Below are 14,732 nucleotides of genomic sequence, written 5' to 3'. Positions count from 1 at the left end.
GAATAGGAAACGGGTCGCTTCGAGCGACCCGTTTTTTTGTCTGGCTTTTGTTGGCGGCTACCGGCCCGTCATGCTTATTCCGCCGGTCCCGGCGCGAGCACTTCACGGCTGCCATTGATGCCCATTGCAGACACCAGTCCCGCCGTCTCCATCTGCTCGACGAGGCGTGCCGCGCGGTTGTATCCGATGCGCAACTGCCGTTGTACCGACGAGATCGACGCGCGCCGCGTGCGCACCACGAAGGCAACGGCTTCGTCGTAAAGCGGATCGGCTTCTGCATCCGGCGTGTCGCCGAACAGGTCGGGCGATGCGCCTTCGGTGGCCGGGCCGTCGAGAATGCCTTCTTCGTACTGCGGTTCGCCGAACTGCTTCAGATACTCGACGATCCGATGCACTTCCTCGTCGGCGACAAACGCGCCGTGCACACGCTGCGGGTAGCCCGTGCCCGGCGGCAGGAACAGCATGTCGCCCTGACCGAGCAGCGATTCGGCGCCCATCTGATCGAGAATCGTGCGCGAGTCGATTTTCGACGACACCTGGAATGCCACGCGCGTCGGAATGTTCGCCTTGATGAGGCCGGTGATCACGTCCACCGACGGACGCTGCGTCGCCAGAATCAGGTGAATACCGGCGGCGCGCGCCTTCTGCGCGAGACGCGCGATCAGCTCTTCGATCTTCTTGCCCGCGACCATCATCAGGTCGGCCAGCTCGTCGATCACCACCACGATCAGCGGCAGCGGCGCGAGCGGCTCGGGTGCTTCCGGCGTCAGCGAGAACGGGTTGCCGAGCTTCTTGCCCTTGGCTTCCGTATCGCGAATCTTCTGGTTGAAGCCGGCCAGGTTGCGCACGCCGACCGCGGACATGAGCCGATAGCGCTTTTCCATTTCGCCGACGCACCAGTTCAGCGCGTTGGCGGCCAGCTTCATATCGGTGACGACCGGCGCGAGCAGATGCGGAATGCCTTCGTACACCGACAGTTCCAGCATCTTCGGGTCGATCATGATGAGCCGCACTTCTTCAGGCGTCGCCTTGAAGAGCAGCGAACAGATCATGGCGTTGATCGCCACCGACTTGCCCGACCCCGTCGTGCCTGCCACAAGCATGTGCGGCGCTTTCGCCAGGTCAGCGACCACCGGATGTCCGGTGATGTCCTTACCCATCGCCAGCGTCAACTGCGAATGCGAGTTTTGATAGACGCTTGCTTCGATAATTTCGGACAGGCGGATCGTTTGCCGCTTGGCGTTCGGCAACTCGAGACCCATGCAGGTCTTGCCGGGAATCGTCTCGACCACGCGAATCGACGTAAGACCGAGGCCGCGCGACAGGTCCTTCATCAGGCCGACGATCTGACTGCCGCGCACGCCGAGTGCCGGCTCGACTTCGAAGCGTGTGATGACCGGGCCGGCCGAATGACCAACCACAGTAACCGGCACCTTGAATTCCTGCAGACGCTGTTCGATCAGCAGACCGGTTTCGATAAGTGCTTCTTCTGAAACGGGTTCGACGTCGGTGTCGGCGAGCGCGAGCAGGTCGAGGGTTGGCAATTCGACCCTCGATGCCGCGGGCGCGCGGAACTCGAAGCCGTTGGCGGGGCTGTGGCCGCGCAGCGGCGCGCGCTGAACGATGGGTTCGGCGGGCTCCGTGGATTCCGCGGGCTCGGTCGGTTCCGGCGGCTCGGTCGGCTCCGACAGCTCGATTGCGAAGTGGGCTGCGGGTGGTACGGCTTGGGTCGTAGGGATGCCAAGCGCGGCAGTTGCGCCGGGCGCGGGTGGTGTGTTCGGTGTGTACGCCAGCGCGTCGGCGGGTTCGTTGACGACGGTAGCGGAGGCCACGGGGGCGGCCTGAACTGCGAAGCTAGGGAAGCGAACCACATTCGTCGCGTGCGATGCGGCGTTTTGCGGCGGTACTGCGGCGACGACGGTCGAAGCGTCCGGGGCGTCCGACGAGTTCAAATCGTCGGATACGTTCGATACATCCGATAGGGCAGGGGTGTCCGTCGTTGCCGCTTCGACTGGCGCAACTGCTTCGCTCGCGCGCTCGACGTGCCATGGCGGCGCGGCGTGATGTATCGGCGCCGCCTCGCCGATCGGCTGCACGCGTTCAACTGGTGCGTTTGCGTTGCTATGGCTGCTCTGATTCGCGAGTTGCGTCGGTTCGTCTTCGACGGACGGTGGCAAGTTCGTTTCCGCGTCGCTCGACTGCAACTGGGCCGCGAAAATTTGAAACGGCGTGGGGGTGGGCACGGGTGCCGCATGCTGCGTGGCTGGTGCTGGTGCAGACGTCTTCTCTGGCGCTTCCGCTTGTGCCCCAGGTTGTGCCAACGTCTCCGTCGGTGCATCCGCGTGTGTCAATGCCGATGCGAGCGTCGATGCCGGTGCCGTGACCAACGTGTTTTCCGCGCCGCTGCTGCGCGCGAGGCTGACACCGGCGATGTCGGTCCAGCGTGCGGCATTTTCCGCGATGCTGCGGAGCGTCTCCTGGACGCTGGCCGGCGGCGTGACTTTCTGCGCTGTGGCCATGGGCCGGGTATAGCTGGGTGCCGGCGCGTTAAACGAAGTCGGACGCCGCGTTGGCTGCGTCGGCGCGACGTTGGCGTTCGCACGCGAAGCGGAGGAGAACGGTTGCTGGGCCGTCGTAGAACGACTTCCCTGAAAACCTCCGGCGGCTGAATTTTGGGTCGTCGACGGGCGGCCCGTATCAGCCGAGGCGTTCGCCGCCGGACCGGCGGCCAAACCTGACAACGTCCGCGCTGCTGCTGCTGCTGCCGCGGCGGGCGCTGCTTGTCCCGCAGCCATCGATGCGGCGACCGCACCGGCGACACCCGCCACACCTGTCATGCCCGAGCCGGACGTCGGCGATCCCACTGGACGTTGCTCGCCAGCAGAGCGCCGGCCAACCTGTGACGCACCATCGCGAGCCGAAGTCGCGGCCGTTCCTGATCCCGCCGTCGAACCGGGTGCGGAGACTGGGGCGCGCGACGCCGTTGCCGGCTCACGCAACCATCCAGCCGGCGCAACCGGTTCGGCCGGCATCCATGCCGCCTTGTCAGTGTTCAGCGAGTGTGTCGGTGTCTGCGCCTGCGTTGGCACTTGCCGCGGCGTCTGGCGCGGCAGCGTCCCGGCGGACGTGCGCAGCACCGGCTCCGCCTGCGCGGCCTGGCTGCGCGCTTTTACTGCGCCTGCGCGCCAGTTCGCCCCGGCACCACGCGCCGCCGCGTCCCTGGCCGCAGCGGCGCCCGCGGTGCTGCCAGCGCCGGCCACGCCGCCAGCCGCAGACGCGCCGCGACCGCTCGCCGGCGGTCGCCAGACGGCTGGACGCGCGTAACGTCCATTGCTTTTAGGCGCCATCGTATTGGTGGACGGCGAGACGTGCGACGGCAAACCGTCGTCGACGCTCCGGTGGCGGCGCGCTTCCTCATCGCGTTTGGCGAGGCCGCGTGACAGGCCGAGGCCGAATGCGCCATCGGCCCACACGGCGACTTCGCTCCAGCGGAAGTCGATCAGCCAGGGCAGGCTGATTACAAGCAGGGCGAGCGCCGCGAGCGGCGTGCCGATATGACCGAGCAGATGACCGAAGGCCGCCGCCAGCGCATGGCCGACGCCATTCACGCCGGCCGCGCCGATCAGCGACGCCTCCAGCGTGCAGCTCGCCACCACCACGCAGACGAAGCCGAGCCAAAGGCGGATCGTGCCGGGGCCGCGCAGACCTGCGCCGCCTGGCAGCACCGACTTCACGAGGCGCCACAAAAGAGGAATGAACCAGACGGCTGACCCGCCGAACCAGCCGAAAACTACCGTGTGCATGCTAGACATCAACGAATGACGAACGCGCAAAAAACGCAATCCGTCGAGTTTAACCGGGGAAGCCCGACGCTTCGAAGGCAGACGCAAGTATGCTTGCGTCCAAATGGGAAAGCAGGCCGGTGCGCGGCCTGCCGTCGGTGAAAAACAACGGCGGCTGCGATAGCCTGCGCGCGCCATGCGGGCAGCGTCGGCTGCAGCCGGCCACCCGCTTGTCTGCCCGCGGATCGGTCCGCCTATGTGTCACTTGGTGCTGCTGTCGAACGTCAGCGTATCGCCGTTGTCGAGCACCAGCTGCATCTGTTGCGGCGCGCGCATCTGCACGCCGGTGCGGTCGATGTGCGTCAGCGCGTTGAGATACGCACCTTCGATCTGTCCGCCCGGCGTCATGCACGCCATGCGCGTGCCGCCCAGCGTGCCGAAGCTCAGCTTCCCATCTTTCAACGCATACGAGCCCATGTAGCGATTACAGCCGGAAAAACCGCTGGCGTGGCGCTGGCCTTTGTCGGTGGAGAGCACGAGCGTGATCGGCGCGCCCTGATCCGAGGACGGAATCGCTCGCACCGTGCCGTCGGCCTGTTTCCAGCCGGTGAGTACCCAACTGGTGTCGTCGAGCAACTGGGTGGCGGCCGGGTTGAACGGATCGGGCGGTGCGGCTTCCGAGTCGGGATGCTTCGGCATGGCGCACGCGCTGCAAAGCGCGGCGACGCTCAACGCGGCGATGGCCGTGCGCGCATAAGGGATGAAGCGCGCAACACGTCGCGCGGAGGAGCTTTGGAGCATGGCGTCGTTCCTCTTCAAACTGGCGAAGGCGTAAGGGTAACGCACTAAGCTCGCCGCACGCGAGCGCAACGGCGTGAGAGCGGACTTAAACACGTGCGTCGCAGAGGGCGCCGTAGCGCCCTCTGCGCGCCTTACGCACAGATAGCAACGCGAACCCGGTGAGCAAGGTGCGGCGAGCGGCCGCGACATCGGCGCATCGGGTGCGTATCGGGGTGCGCATGTTAACATCGTGTTCTCCCCAATCCCACCCTCATCCGACTTTTATCTGGAGACCTCATGCAGATCGGCCAACGGATCGGCACGCCTCTTTCTGAATCCGCCACGCGCGTCATGCTGCTCGGCGCCGGCGAACTCGGCAAGGAGGTGATCATCGCGCTGCAACGGCTGGGCGTCGAAGTGATTGCCGTCGACCGTTATCCGAACGCGCCGGGCCATCAGGTCGCGCATCGCTCGCACGTGATCGACATGACCGACCGCGCCGCATTGCGCGCGCTGGTCGAACAGGAACGCCCGCATCTGATCGTCCCCGAGATCGAAGCGATCGCAACCGAGGCGCTCGCCGCGATCGAAACCGACGGCCTCGCCGAAGTGATCCCGACCGCGCGCGCCACGCAACTCACGATGAACCGCGAAGGCATCCGCCGGCTGGCCGCGGAAGAGCTCGGCCTGCCGACCTCGCCATACGCATTCGCCGATTCACTCGACGAACTGCGCGCGGGCATCGCCAAGGTCGGCTATCCGTGCGTGGTGAAACCGGTGATGTCGTCATCGGGCAAGGGGCAGTCGGTGCTGAAGAGCGACGCGGATGTCGAACCCGCCTGGCAATACGCGATGGCGGGCGGCCGCGTGAATCACGGCCGCGTGATCGTCGAAGGTTTTATCGACTTCGAGTACGAAATCACCCAGCTGACGGTGCGCGCAATCGATCCGGCGAGCGGCGAAGTCAGCACGTATTTCTGCGACCCGATCGGCCACGTGCAGGTGGCGGGCGACTACGTCGAATCGTGGCAGCCGCAGCCGATGAGCCCGCTCGCGCTCGAGCGGTCGCGCGACGTGGCGCATAAGGTCACTGCGGCATTGGGTGGCAGGGGCCTGTTCGGTGTGGAACTTTTCGTGCGCGGCGATGACGTATGGTTCTCGGAAGTGAGTCCGCGTCCGCACGATACCGGTCTCGTCACGCTGTGCTCGCAACGCTTCTCGGAGTTCGAATTGCATGCGCGCGCGATTCTCGGTTTGCCGGTGGATACGTCGCTGCGGGCGCCGGGTGCGTCGGCGGTGATTTACGGCGGTCTGGACGAAGCGGGCATTGCTTTCGAAGGTGTTCCGGCGGCGTTGGCCGTGCCCAATGCGGATCTGCGGCTCTTCGGCAAGCCGGAGAGTTTCGTCAAACGCCGCATGGGCGTGGCGCTCGCCACCGGCGAGAATATCGACGAAGCCCGCTCGCGCGCGAAGCAGGCCGCGGCGGCGGTGCGCCCGGTTTCCACGAAGTAACGCGTGTTGAAGACGCGTCTGGCCGTACTACAGCGCGTCGAAGATGCAATGAAATAGTCGCTTGCCTCGCAAGCTCGCCGGGCGCGAAACCCGGCTCATTGAAGTTCGCTGAAGTAGAGGTGCGTATGACCCTGGGATCCCGCAAGAACATGCGGCTTGGAAGGCTGGGCCGGTTCGGCGCACTTGGCGTGCTGCTCGCGCTGTGCGCCGGGATGACAGGATGCGGCCTCGCCGCCGCGCCTTGCCGGGTCGCTTCGGCTGGCTTGAAGATCGTGCCGCTGGTCGGGCACGTGGCCGCCGCGCCGACTGACGCGTGCGCCAACGTGATTGATCCATAAAGCAATTCACGACCGATTCACGAAGGGTCCGTGAGCGTTCCGGACATGCAACCCCGCCGCAACCACTGCGGTAACCACTGCCGCAGCGCACGGCGCACTGCCCGTGCTTGATGTGCAACAACGATCGAGGCATCTCATGAAGAAATGGCTTGTTGCAGTCACTGTGGCTGCGGGTCTTGCGGCGCTGTACGGTAATGCATGGGCCGCGCCATTGAACCTCGCCGAGATCCAGGCGAAGAATCGCCAGACGCACAAATACACCTGCGCGACCGGCAAGATTCTGCAAGTGACCTACTGGAACACGGCAAACGGCCAGAGCTTCGCGCTCGTGCCTGTAAAGGGCCAGCAACTGCTGTTCGTCAACACGATATCGGCCTCCGGCGCGAAGTATCAGGCCGGCAGCTACACCTGGTGGACCAAAGGCCCACGTGCCGACCTGTACGACGCGACGGATGGCGAAAACGCCCCGCCCATGCTGTCCGACTGCGTCACCATCAATCGCTGAGCATGATGCGGCGGCTTTCTTCAAATACCCCGCCGCCTGTCTCACCTTACCGCTGCCTCTGCTTCCGCCTCGCACCGCTGCCCGCCTGCGCACATCCTTTCCGTTCGAGTAGTAAGCTGTCCGGCATGGCATCCGCTGTGTCCGCTGTTACTGCTGTCCCCGCTGTGACCGTTATGCCGGCCCGCGCACGGTTCGCGTGGCTGTCGTCGTCTTCGATCGTACGTTTTCGGACCTCAACGGGCGGGCTAGTCGCCCGCGTCCATTTCATCAAGCGAGACCCTCCATGAAAGCATCGGACCTGTTCGTCAAATCGCTGGAAGCCGAAGGTGTCGAGTACGTGTTTGGCATCCCCGGTGAAGAAAATCTCGATCTGCTCGAGTCGTTGCGCCGCTCGAAAATTCGCCTGATTCTTACGCGTCACGAACAGGCAGCCGGGTTCATGGCCGCCACGTATGGGCGCCTCACCGGACGCACCGGCGTGTGTCTGGCCACCCTCGGGCCGGGCGCGACCAACTTCGTGACCGCTGCCGCCTACGCGCAGTTGGGCGGCATGCCGATGCTGATGGTGACCGGGCAAAAGCCGATCAAATCGAGCAAGCAGGGCCATTTCCAGATCGTCGACGTGGTGCGGATGATGGAGCCGCTTACCAAGTACACGCGGCAGATCGTGTCGATCGCCAACATTCCGGCCGCGGTGCGCGAGGCGGTTCGTCAGGCGGAAGAAGAGCGGCCCGGCGCCGTGCACCTCGAACTGCCAGAAGACGTTGCGGACGAAGAGGGCGACGGCAAGCCGATTCCGAAGAGCTACAGCCGCCGTCCTGTCGCCGAGGAAAAAGCTGTGGCGCGCGCGGTCGAGGCGATCACGAAAGCGAAGCATCCCTTGCTGATGATCGGCGCGGGCGGCAACCGCAAGACCACCACCAAGATGTTGCGCGAATTCGTCGACCAGATCGGCATTCCGTTCTTTACGACGCAAATGGGCAAGGGCGTGATCGACGAATCGCACCCGATGTGGCTAGGCAACGCCACCTTGTCCGACGGCGACTTCGTGCACCGCGCGATCGACCACGCGGATTGCATCATCAATGTCGGCCACGACGTGATCGAGAAGCCGCCATTCTTCATGCGCAGTGGCGACACCGGCGAGAAGACGGTGATTCACGTCAACTTTCTTGGCGCGGAAGTCGATACGGTGTATTTCCCGCAAATCGAAGTGGTGGGCGATATCGCCAACGCGGTGTGGCAGCTCAAGGAAAGTCTCAAGGAGCGGAAGGAGCATTGGGACTTCACGCGCTTCAAGGAGATCAAGCAGCACTTCGAAGCGCATCTGGTCAAAGGCCAGCACGACGACCGTTTCCCGATGTACCCGGTACGGATCGTCAACGACGTCTACGAGACCACGCCGGTGGACGGTATCGTGTGTCTGGACAACGGCATGTACAAGATATGGTTCGCGCGCTATTACCGCGCGCACGAACCGAATTCGCTGCTGCTCGATAACGCGTTGGCGTCGATGGGCGCCGGCTTGCCGTCAGCCATCGCGACCAAGATCGTGCACCCGGACCGCAAGGTTATGGCCGTGTGCGGCGACGGCGGTTTCATGATGAATTCTCAGGAGCTGGAGACGGCGGTGCGTCTGAAGCTCGATCTGGTGATCCCGATTTTGCGCGACGACGCGTTCGGCATGATCCGCTGGAAGCAGGAGAACATGAACTTCCCGGACTACGGCATGACGCTGAGCAATCCGGATTTCGTCGCCTATGCAGAGAGTTACGGTGCGAAGGGCCATCGCATTGAATCGGCCGCGGAGTTCGCGCCGTTGCTGCGCGAATGTTTTGTGACGCCCGGCGTGCACGTGATCGATCTGCCGATCGACTACTCGGACAACGAGCGCGTGCTGAATCGCGAAATCAAGCGCTTGAGCGCACAACTTTGAACGGCGGCTCTGGCGCCAACGGGAAGCAGCCGGGCAGGACGCTGGCCGCATTCGCGCCGGCAAGGCGTGGATGTCGCGCTGAAAGCGAGCGGCGGCGAAACCGCCGAGGCGGTGCGCCGGGGCATAGCCCTTGCTAGTTGCATGCTGCTGATGAAGCATCGGATCAAGGAGAACGCGTCATGTTGAACAAGACTTACCCGTACTACCTCGCGAACGTTGCGGTGGCTGCCAACACCGATCTTGAAGTCACCGACAAGTTCAGCGGCGAAGTGGCGACCCGTGTAGCGATGGCGGACGCGGCGGCAATCGACAAAGCGATCGGCTATGCCGTCGACGCCATGCCCGCGTTGCGCGCCTTCCCGCCGTTCAAGCGCCAGGCCGTGCTCGAACATTGCGTGAAGCGCTTTCGCGAGCGTTACGATGAGTTGGCGCTCGCGCTGTGTATCGAAGCCGGCAAGCCGATCAACGACTCGAAAGGCGAGGTCACGCGTCTGATCGATACCTTCAAGGTGGCGGCTGAAGAGTCCGTGCGTATCGACGGCGAGATCATCAATCTGGAGATTTCGCCGCGGGCGAAGGGCTATCACGGCTATGTGAAGCGCGTGCCGCTCGGTCCGTGCTCGTTTATCTCGCCGTTCAATTTTCCGCTGAACCTCACCGCGCACAAGGTCGCGCCGGCGATCGCGGCGGGCGTGCCGTTTGTGTTGAAACCGGCCAGCCGCACGCCGGTCGGCGCTTTGATCATGGGCGAGATTCTGGCGGAAACCGACTTGCCGAAAGGCGCATTCTCGATCCTTCCCGCGCATCGCGACGGGGCCGATCTGTTCACCACCGACGAGCGTTTCAAGCTGCTTTCCTTCACCGGCTCGCCCGCGGTGGGCTGGGAACTGAAGAAAAAGGCCGGCAAGAAGAAGGTGATTCTGGAGCTGGGCGGCAACGCGGCGGCGATTGTCGACGGCGATCAGGGCGAGAAGCTCGATTACGTGGTCGACCGGCTGGCGTTCGGCGCGTTCTATCAGTCGGGGCAAAGTTGCATCGGCGTGCAGCGGATTCTGGTGCATGCAAAGGTCTACGACGCCCTGCGCGAGAAGCTGATCGCCAAGACGAAGTCGCTGATCATGGGCGACCCGAAAGACGAAAAGACCTTTGTCGGGCCGATGATCTCCGAATCCGAGTCCAAACGCCTCGCTGGCTGGATGGACAGCGCGGTGCAGGCGGGCGCGAAGATCGTCGCGGGTGGCAAGGTGGAAGGCGCGATGTTCGAGGCCACGCTGCTCGAAGGCGTCAAGCGCGGCACCGATCTGTATCGCAAGGAGGCCTTCGGCCCGGTGGCGATTCTGGAGCGTTTCGACGATTTCGACGCCGCGCTGGCGACCGTCAACGACAGTGACTTCGGCCTGCAAGCCGGCGTGTTCACCGATTCGCTCGCCCATGCGCACCGTGCGTGGGATGTACTCGAAGTGGGCGGCGTGGTGATCAACGACGTGCCGTCGTTCCGGGTCGACAACATGCCGTATGGCGGCGTGAAAGACTCCGGACTTGGGCGCGAGGGCGTGCGCTATGCCATCGAGGACATGACCGAAATGCGCTTGATGGTGATGCGCGAGACGTGGTGAGGCACAGCCTGTCACGCAACTGTCGTGTGAACGAACTACGCTCGCCAGCGAGGCGGCGGGCGGCTTCTGGGCAATTTGCCGAAGCTTTGCGACGCCCGCGCCGGCCGCCTTTCGCCCACGTAAGCAGAAAGCCGGCCGATGCGCCATGAGTGTTTTTGCTGAAGTGCTACAATACCGGCCTTTCCGGCGGGTGTTTTCCGCCGGCCGGAGCCGGCCGCATTTTTCCCGTAATACTGACGGGTCCCGTGCGGAACGCCGTGGCTCCGCCTTCATCCTGATGCCCTCTGCGGTTCCGACCGCTGCCGCGCGCACCCGCGCCAAGCGCATTTTTAGCGAAAGCCACCATGTCCGACACAGCCGTCACGCCCAGTACTGCGACTTTTGATCAATTCGGCCTCGCGCCCGACATCCTGAAAGCCGTCAAAGAATCGGGCTACACCATCCCTACGCCGATCCAGGAGCAGGCGATTCCTGTCGTGCTGGCGGGCCGCGACATGATGGGGGCCGCGCAAACCGGGACGGGCAAGACCGCGAGCTTTTCGCTGCCGATCATCCAGCGCTTGCTGCCGCAGGCCAGCACGAGCGCATCGCCCGCCCGCCATCCGGTGCGCGCGCTGATCCTCACGCCGACCCGCGAACTGGCCGACCAGGTGGCCGCGAACGTGCAGTCGTACGCGAAGCACACGGCGCTGCGTAGCGCCGTGGTGTTTGGCGGCGTCGACATGAATCCGCAGTCCGAGCAACTGCGCCGCGGCGTCGAAATTCTGATCGCCACGCCGGGCCGTCTGCTCGATCACGTGCAACAGAAAACCGCTAATCTCGGCCAGGTGCAGATCCTCGTGCTCGACGAAGCCGACCGGATGCTCGACATGGGCTTCCTGCCGGATTTGCAGCGCATCCTGAACCTGCTGCCGAAGGAACGTCAGACGCTGCTGTTTTCTGCCACGTTCTCGGGCGAAATCAAGAAACTTGCGGCCACGTATCTGCGTGATCCGCAGACGATCGAAGTCGCGCGCAGCAATTCGACTGCGACCAATGTGACGCAGATCGTTTATGAAGTCGCCGAGGGTGACAAGACCGGCGCCGTCGTTAAGCTGATTCGTGACCGCGGCCTCAAGCAGGTCATCGTGTTCTGTAACAGCAAGATCGGCGCAAGCCGTCTGGCGCGGAGCCTGGAGCGTGACGGCGTGATCGCAACCGCGATTCACGGCGACCGGACGCAGAATGAGCGGATGCAGGCTCTGGATGCATTCAAGCGTGGCGAGATCGAGGCTTTGGTGGCGACTGACGTCGCTGCACGTGGTCTGGATATCGCCGAACTGCCCGCCGTGATCAACTTCGATCTCCCGTTCAGTGCGGAAGACTATGTGCACCGGATCGGGCGTACCGGGCGCGCTGGCGCGTCGGGTGATGCTTTGTCGTTGTGCAGCCCGAATGAGCGTAAGCAGCTTGCGGATATCGAGAAGCTGATCAAGCGGCCTTTGGAAGTGCAACACTTGACCGTGGATACGCCGGTGCGGCATCACCATGAAGAGCGTGCGCCGCGGCGTGAGCGCGTTGACGGGCGTGCAGAGGGCCGTGAAGAGCGGGGCGGTCGCCGGCGTCCGGGGGCTTCGTCTTCGGGTTCGTTCGATCGGCCGCATCATCATCGCGCGCAGCCTGTGGATGATTTCTTCCTCAAGCCTTATGAGCCGTCGGCGGCTTCTGTTCGGAAGGGGGAGGAGGCGGCTGCCTCGTCTGCTGCTGCTCCGCAGAAGTCGGCTTCCAAGCAGCCGCTGGCAGCGTTGCTGGGTGGGTTTGGGATGCCCAGGAAGGCGCCTTCGTCTTCTTGATTTTTTGGTTTTTCGTTCTTTTGGTTTTTGGTTGTGTGCCTGTGGGGTTGGCCTTTTCTTTTCTTAGTGGTCTATTAGCGTTTGCCCCTGTGCGGGGCGGCACTTACTTTCTTTGCCGCCGCAAAGAAAGATAAGCAAAGAAAGCGGCTTCACACCGCTAATTCGAAAGCGGGTCCCTCGCGCAGTTGCGGTAGTGGTGCATCTGGAATCGGTGCTCTCGCACATTTCGCCTCGGTGACAAAGCTGTCATTCTTCCGGCGGCGCTGCGCGCGCCGTAACGGTGCTTCTCCAAACCCATCGCACTCTCTCCGCTCGCTCTGCTTTTCGCTGGCGCCCTGCGGGTGTCGACTTGTTTCGGTTGTTTTCTGCGCTTTGGGCGCTAGTTGGGTTGAACTCGCACACTCATGCGCTTTGCCCACGCCGCTGTTGCAGCAGCATAGAAGCCCTCTAGCGTCGCGTGTTCGTTGTTGCCCATCTCAAGTTCCAGGTGCCGTGCCGCGGCGTTTAGCGCTTCCAGCGGCTTGTCATTGTCGAGCGCAGTCGCGCCGTTCTGCTTGCTGAGCTTTTCGCCCTGATCGTTCGTGACCACCGGTACGTGCAAATACGCCGGCGTCGGTACGCCCAGGCAACGTTGCAGGTAGATCTGCCTGGCCGTTGAATCCATCAAGTCCGCGCCTCGCACGATGTGCGTGATGTCCGCGTCCGCATCGTCGATTACCACCGCCAGTTGGTACGCCCACTGGTCGTCGGCGCGTCTCAGGACGAAGTCGCCGACCTCGGTGGCCAGGTTCTGCGTCTGTTTGCCCTGCCAGCGGTCTTCGAATGTAATTACCGCCGCATCGCCGTCGGGTACGCGCAGGCGCCATGCGCGCGCTGGTTTGCCGTGCAACCCGTTACGGCAGGTGCCGGGGTAGGCGAGCGTGGTGTTGCGCGCGTGCGCATACAGCAGCGAGTCGGCAATCTCCTTGCGCGTGCAGCCGCAGGGATAGACCAGGCCGGCAGCCTTCAATTGCTCAAGCGCTTCCTGATAGCGCGCAATACGATGGCTTTGCCAGAGGGGCGGTTCGTCAGCGTGCATGCCAAAACGCTCGAGAGTCGACCGAATCTCCTCGGCCGCGCCAGGGACGGTGCGTGGTCCGTCGATGTCTTCGATGCGCACAAGCCATGCGCCACCATGCGCGCGCGCGTCCAGCCAGCTCGCGAGCGCGCTTACCAGCGAGCCGAAATGCAGGGGCCCGGTCGGCGACGGCGCGAAGCGTCCGCGATAGGTCATGGGTCGGATGGATTAGTGCGGGAAAAACTGGGGGTTTTGTCTGCCTGCGCGGTGCATGCGAGCGACCTCGTATGGCGCGGTCTCGCTCGACGCCCATGTCGCCGCTAAATACGGCGCTGCGGCGCGGGCGGTCGCCGCGCACCCGGCCGCGTTCTTCGCGTTTGCGATAGCCGGGGCGTGTGACGCGCCGAGTGCGCCCAGCGTGCCTCGCCGCGATCGCGCGAAGGCGCTTGCGTCTATCACGCCGCGTGTGCCGCCTTGCTGTCCGGATGACATTCCGGACACGTCTTGCCTGCCACGTACATCGGCGATTGCTGCGCTTCCGGCGGCACCACCGCTCGGCAGCCGAAGCATTGCACGGTCGCGGTCGGCTCCAGTTGCGGATTGAGCGCGGTACGGTAGTCGAACACGAAGCAGTCGCCGTGATAGTGCGCGCCGCCGACTTCCTCGAAATACTTCAGGATACCGCCTTCGAGCTGGTACACGTTCTCGATGCCGACTTCCTTCATATGGATTGCCGCCTTCTCGCAGCGAATCCCACCCGTGCAGAACGACACCACGGTCTTGCCTTCCAGATCGGCGCGGTTCTGCTCGATCACTTCCGGAAATTCGCTGAATTTCGTAATGCGGTAGTCGAGCGCCTCGTCAAAGGTGCCGACGTCCACTTCGAACGCGTTGCGTGTGTCGAGCATCACGACGGGGCGGCCTTCGTCGTCATGGCCGCGGTCGAGCCAGCTTTTCAGTGTCGGGGCGTCGACGAATGGCGCGCGGCCTAGCTCCGGCCGGATCGCCGGCTTTTTCATCGTAATGATTTCGCGCTTGAGCTTGACCAGCATCCGGGTGAACGGCTGCTTGTCCGACAGGCTTTCCTTGAATTGCAGATTGGCGAACTTGCCCTCGAACAGCGCGTCGTGACGGATGTAGTCGATGAACGCGTCCGTGGCTTCGCGCGTGCCCGCGACGAACAGGTTGATGCCTTCCGGCGCCAGCAGGACAGTCCCGCGTAAGCCGAGCGTACTGCAGCGCTCGGTGACGAGCGGGCGCCATGCGGCGGTGTCTTCGATAGTCGCGAAATGGTACGCGGCGAGATTGACGATACTCATGTGTGTCCAGCGGTAAGAAATGCCCGGCGGCGCGGAAAACGGGGGCGCATTGACA

Annotated in this window: 10 protein-coding genes; 6 read left to right on the top strand and 4 right to left on the bottom strand. The window is 63.8% G+C overall.

What is annotated here, in order from left to right; all coding sequences use genetic code 11:
* Positions 1-74: 74 nt before the first annotated feature.
* Both PQQ52_RS17630 and PQQ52_RS17625 read right to left on the bottom strand, forming a co-directional pair.
* Positions 75-3,803, bottom strand: coding sequence for a DNA translocase FtsK (locus tag PQQ52_RS17630; protein ID WP_408213715.1), 3,729 nt, complete (start codon positions 3,801-3,803; stop codon positions 75-77).
* 240 nt (positions 3,804-4,043) lie between these two features.
* Positions 4,044-4,583, bottom strand: coding sequence for an META domain-containing protein (locus PQQ52_RS17625; RefSeq protein ID WP_408213712.1), 540 nt, complete (start codon positions 4,581-4,583; stop codon positions 4,044-4,046).
* 276 nt (positions 4,584-4,859) lie between these two features.
* On the opposite strand from PQQ52_RS17625, the gene purT reads away from it, so the two are divergent.
* The 6 genes from purT (at position 4,860) to PQQ52_RS17595 (ending at position 12,301) form a co-directional block, all read left to right on the top strand.
* Positions 4,860-6,074 (top strand): formate-dependent phosphoribosylglycinamide formyltransferase, encoded by a 1,215-nt coding sequence (gene purT / locus PQQ52_RS17620; protein WP_408213709.1) that lies wholly within the window; start codon positions 4,860-4,862, stop codon positions 6,072-6,074.
* Positions 6,075-6,199: 125 nt separating this feature from the next.
* A complete protein-coding gene (locus PQQ52_RS17615; protein ID WP_325043618.1) occupies positions 6,200-6,412 on the top strand; it encodes a DUF6726 family protein in 213 nt (70 codons plus the stop codon).
* A gap of 136 nt (positions 6,413-6,548) precedes the next feature.
* Positions 6,549-6,917: an MliC family protein gene (locus PQQ52_RS17610; protein WP_408213707.1), complete on the top strand. Its 369-nt coding sequence runs from the start codon at positions 6,549-6,551 to the stop codon at positions 6,915-6,917.
* A gap of 283 nt (positions 6,918-7,200) precedes the next feature.
* A complete protein-coding gene (locus tag PQQ52_RS17605; RefSeq protein ID WP_408213704.1) occupies positions 7,201-8,853 on the top strand; it encodes an acetolactate synthase large subunit in 1,653 nt (550 codons plus the stop codon).
* Between the two features lie 179 nt (positions 8,854-9,032).
* The gene (locus tag PQQ52_RS17600) at positions 9,033-10,469 is read left to right on the top strand and encodes an aldehyde dehydrogenase family protein (protein ID WP_408213702.1); all 1,437 of its coding nucleotides are present in this window, start codon (positions 9,033-9,035) and stop codon (positions 10,467-10,469) included.
* A gap of 344 nt (positions 10,470-10,813) precedes the next feature.
* Positions 10,814-12,301, top strand: a complete 1,488-nt coding sequence (locus PQQ52_RS17595) for a DEAD/DEAH box helicase (RefSeq protein ID WP_408213700.1) — start codon at positions 10,814-10,816, stop codon at positions 12,299-12,301.
* 379 nt (positions 12,302-12,680) lie between these two features.
* On the opposite strand, the gene gluQRS is transcribed toward PQQ52_RS17595, so the two are convergent.
* On the bottom strand, positions 12,681-13,574 hold the full coding sequence (gluQRS, locus tag PQQ52_RS17590; RefSeq protein WP_408213698.1) for a tRNA glutamyl-Q(34) synthetase GluQRS: 894 nt from the start codon (positions 13,572-13,574) through the stop codon (positions 12,681-12,683).
* Positions 13,575-13,813: 239 nt separating this feature from the next.
* Complete coding sequence (locus PQQ52_RS17585; RefSeq protein WP_408213696.1) at positions 13,814-14,677, bottom strand: sulfurtransferase; 864 nt, start codon at positions 14,675-14,677, stop codon at positions 13,814-13,816.
* Positions 14,678-14,732: the final 55 nt, after the last annotated feature.

Origin of the sequence: Paraburkholderia sediminicola, from assembly GCF_046030555.1 — a bacterium.
GTDB classification, from domain to species: Bacteria; Pseudomonadota; Gammaproteobacteria; order Burkholderiales; family Burkholderiaceae; genus Paraburkholderia; species Paraburkholderia sediminicola_E.
This window is presented reverse-complemented; position numbering and strand designations above follow the sequence as displayed.

What these genes read in the sequence shown, in the direction of transcription:
- PQQ52_RS17610 (WP_408213707.1), top strand. Translation starts at nt 6,549, where the DNA reads ATGAAGAAATGGCTTGTTGCAGTCACTGTGGCTGCGGGTCTTGCGGCG.
- PQQ52_RS17630 (WP_408213715.1), bottom strand. Translation starts at nt 3,803, where the DNA reads ATGCACACGGTAGTTTTCGGCTGGTTCGGCGGGTCAGCCGTCTGGTTC.
- PQQ52_RS17595 (WP_408213700.1), top strand. Translation starts at nt 10,814, where the DNA reads ATGTCCGACACAGCCGTCACGCCCAGTACTGCGACTTTTGATCAATTC.
- PQQ52_RS17605 (WP_408213704.1), top strand. Translation starts at nt 7,201, where the DNA reads ATGAAAGCATCGGACCTGTTCGTCAAATCGCTGGAAGCCGAAGGTGTC.
- PQQ52_RS17600 (WP_408213702.1), top strand. Translation starts at nt 9,033, where the DNA reads ATGTTGAACAAGACTTACCCGTACTACCTCGCGAACGTTGCGGTGGCT.
- PQQ52_RS17585 (WP_408213696.1), bottom strand. Translation starts at nt 14,677, where the DNA reads ATGAGTATCGTCAATCTCGCCGCGTACCATTTCGCGACTATCGAAGAC.
- purT (WP_408213709.1), top strand. Translation starts at nt 4,860, where the DNA reads ATGCAGATCGGCCAACGGATCGGCACGCCTCTTTCTGAATCCGCCACG.
- gluQRS (WP_408213698.1), bottom strand. Translation starts at nt 13,574, where the DNA reads ATGACCTATCGCGGACGCTTCGCGCCGTCGCCGACCGGGCCCCTGCAT.
- PQQ52_RS17615 (WP_325043618.1), top strand. Translation starts at nt 6,200, where the DNA reads ATGACCCTGGGATCCCGCAAGAACATGCGGCTTGGAAGGCTGGGCCGG.
- PQQ52_RS17625 (WP_408213712.1), bottom strand. Translation starts at nt 4,583, where the DNA reads ATGCTCCAAAGCTCCTCCGCGCGACGTGTTGCGCGCTTCATCCCTTAT.